The organism is Clostridium sp. ZBS15, from assembly GCF_023845705.1.
GTDB lineage: Bacteria > Bacillota > Clostridia > Clostridiales > Clostridiaceae > Clostridium > Clostridium aquiflavi.
On the sequence record NZ_JAMQHY010000068.1, the window covers coordinates 1 to 2,640 of the forward strand.

The 2,640-nt window shown below is 27.0% G+C and carries 3 protein-coding genes; 2 read left to right on the forward strand and 1 reads right to left on the reverse strand.

Features of this window, described 5'->3' with window-relative positions:
* Positions 1-249: 249 nt before the first annotated feature.
* The gene (locus tag NG904_RS15940; RefSeq protein ID WP_252217003.1) at positions 250-537 is read right to left on the reverse strand and encodes a hypothetical protein; all 288 of its coding nucleotides are present in this window, start codon (positions 535-537) and stop codon (positions 250-252) included.
* 236 nt (positions 538-773) lie between these two features.
* On the opposite strand from NG904_RS15940, the gene NG904_RS15945 reads away from it, so the two are divergent.
* The gene (locus tag NG904_RS15945) at positions 774-2,273 is read left to right on the forward strand and encodes a sodium-dependent transporter (protein ID WP_252232648.1); all 1,500 of its coding nucleotides are present in this window, start codon (positions 774-776) and stop codon (positions 2,271-2,273) included.
* Between the two features lie 22 nt (positions 2,274-2,295).
* Positions 2,296-2,409, forward strand: a complete 114-nt coding sequence (locus tag NG904_RS15950; RefSeq protein ID WP_252217007.1) for a MetS family NSS transporter small subunit — start codon at positions 2,296-2,298, stop codon at positions 2,407-2,409.
* Positions 2,410-2,640 lie beyond the last annotated feature (231 nt).

Below are 2,640 nucleotides of genomic sequence, written 5' to 3' on the forward strand. Positions count from 1 at the left end.
TTTTTTATTCTTTAGGAATTTATATTATTAAAAAATTTGTGGATAACTTTTAAAATAATGTGTTTTAAAGGTATTATGAGTACCCCTAAAGAATAAAAAATAATCATATGCCGCACCATTATTCCTGCACTGCGTTTGGAAAGGGCGCATGGCTAAAAAAATCGACGGCTCCAAAGTCGCCTTAGCGATTTTGTTCTAAAGAAATTTAAGTGGCTTTAAGTATTATTTTTAGGTGTATCATTTTAGTTATTAATCACATTCATGACAATTAAAATTTAAATGAAAGATAGTTGTACTATCTTCACTACATGTTGCCCCACATATTGTACATTCTTTATTGTAACTTGAGTTATAAGTTACAATCTCACAATTATCTTTTGTATCATTAAATTCATGATACGAAACTTTACCACTATCTACATTTGCTTTTGTAATTTTCCATGAGTGAGTAGGTTCATTTGTATTTGCAAAAACGTTAAGTGAAGTAGAACCTAAACAAATAAATGCTAATACTCCGCATAATAAAAATTTTTTCATAAATTTCAACTCCTTCAATCAATATTAACATAATATGTAAATGATAAAAGTTAATTTTAATATAGCAAATTGACGAAAAGTTAAGAAAATATGCAAAAATAAAATGAATTATCAATTAAAACAATAAAAATATAAAATATTTTTAAATAAATATTGAAAATATTATTAAATTGTTATATTATATTAATAATTAAAGAATGATTTTATTTATCTTATCTACAAAGGGGGAAGTGGACATGAATGAAAAACGGGATCAATGGGGTAGCAAATTGGGATTTATTATTTCAGCTATAGGTTCAGCAGTAGGCTTAGGTAATATATGGAGATTTCCATATGTAGCATATTCAAATGGTGGAGGAGCATTTTTAATTCCTTACTTTTTTGCTATTTTTACTGCAGGTATACCATTATTAATATTAGAATATGGAATGGGGCATAAATATAAGGGATCAACACCACTTGCAATGGCAAGAGCAAAGAAAAAATGGGAGTGGCTTGGTTGGTGGCCTACAATCAGTGCATTTATTATACTATGCTATTATTCAATGATTTTAAGCTGGGCTATTAATTATTTAAGATTTAGTTTTACTAGGGGTTGGGGAAATGATTCAAATTCATTTTTTCATAATGATTTTTTGCATTTAACTTCATCACCATTCGATTTTGGTGGGATAGTTTGGCCTATATTTATAGGAATGGCTATTATTTGGATAATTAATTGGACTATTTGTTATAAAGGAATAAAAGGTGGAATAGAAAAAGTAAATAAAATTCTATTACCAATGTTAATAATAATTATGGTTGTAATAGCCATTAGGGGAGTAACATTAGAAGGTGCATCTTTAGGATTAAATACATTATTTACACCAGATTGGTCAAAAGTGTTAGATCCTAAAGTTTGGGTAGCTGCATATGGACAAGTATTCTTTTCATTAAGCTTAGCAATGGGAATAATGATAACATACTCAAGTTATTTGCCTAAGAAAACTGATATTAATAATAGTGCATTTATGACAGCTTTTGCTAATTGTGGTTTTGAATTTTTATGTGCTATAGCAGTATTTGGAATATTAGGTTATATGGCTAATGTTCAAGGTGTTTCTGTATCAGAAGTAGTATCAAGTGGGGTTGGTCTTGCATTTATAGTTTTTCCAACAGTATTTAATGCTATGGGATTATGGGGAACAATACTAGGAGTATTATTTTTTATTTGTTTGATTTTTGCAGGAATAACTTCATCTGTTTCTTTGACAGAGGCGGTATCTGCACCATTTATAGATAAATTTGGATGGAAGCGTAATAAAGTAATAACAGTATTTTGTTTAATAGGATTTTCAACAAGTTTACTTTTTGCAAGTGGAGCAGGATTATATCTATTAGATATAATAGATAACTTTATAAACAATTACGGAATAGTTGTTGTTGGATTATTAGAAGTAACTTTAGTAGGATGGATATTAAAACCTTATATAATAAGAGAGCATACAAACGATATATCATATTTTAGAATAGGCAAATGGTGGGATGTTACAGTCAAATATTTAACACCAGCAATATTAGTATTTATGTTAGTACAAAGTTTAATTACAGAAATTAAATCTCCATATGGTGGATATTCATTAAGAGCATTATTTATGTATGGTTGGAGTGTAATATTAATAGGAATAGTATCATCAATTATTATTACTAAAAAACCATGGAAAAATAAAAATATAGATAATTTTGAAGAGCAATAAAAGTATATAGGAGGAATTTATAATGAACAGCATAGCAATAACTTTCTTTGGATTAGGTGCAGTGGTTTTATGGGGAGGTTTAATGTTAACATTAGGTATAACAATTTATAACGAGAAAAAATTAAAAGTACAATAAATAATTAGAATGACTAAGGAAATACTATATTATGACCTTAGTCATTTTTAATATCTTAACTTGGAGTATTTTAATTTTTTCAAATGTTTTATTATAATATAAGTATATAATTTCTATTATTATCCATATATTAAAAGATAAACATTTAAACTCCCATAAAGAAAAGAGTTTAAATTTAGTATAAGTTAATAAATAGAAATAATTAATATATAAAGGCTATGTTTTAGCAGA

What these genes read in the sequence shown, in the direction of transcription:
- NG904_RS15945 (WP_252232648.1), top strand. Translation starts at nt 774, where the DNA reads ATGAATGAAAAACGGGATCAATGGGGTAGCAAATTGGGATTTATTATT.
- NG904_RS15940 (WP_252217003.1), bottom strand. Translation starts at nt 537, where the DNA reads ATGAAAAAATTTTTATTATGCGGAGTATTAGCATTTATTTGTTTAGGT.
- NG904_RS15950 (WP_252217007.1), top strand. Translation starts at nt 2,296, where the DNA reads ATGAACAGCATAGCAATAACTTTCTTTGGATTAGGTGCAGTGGTTTTA.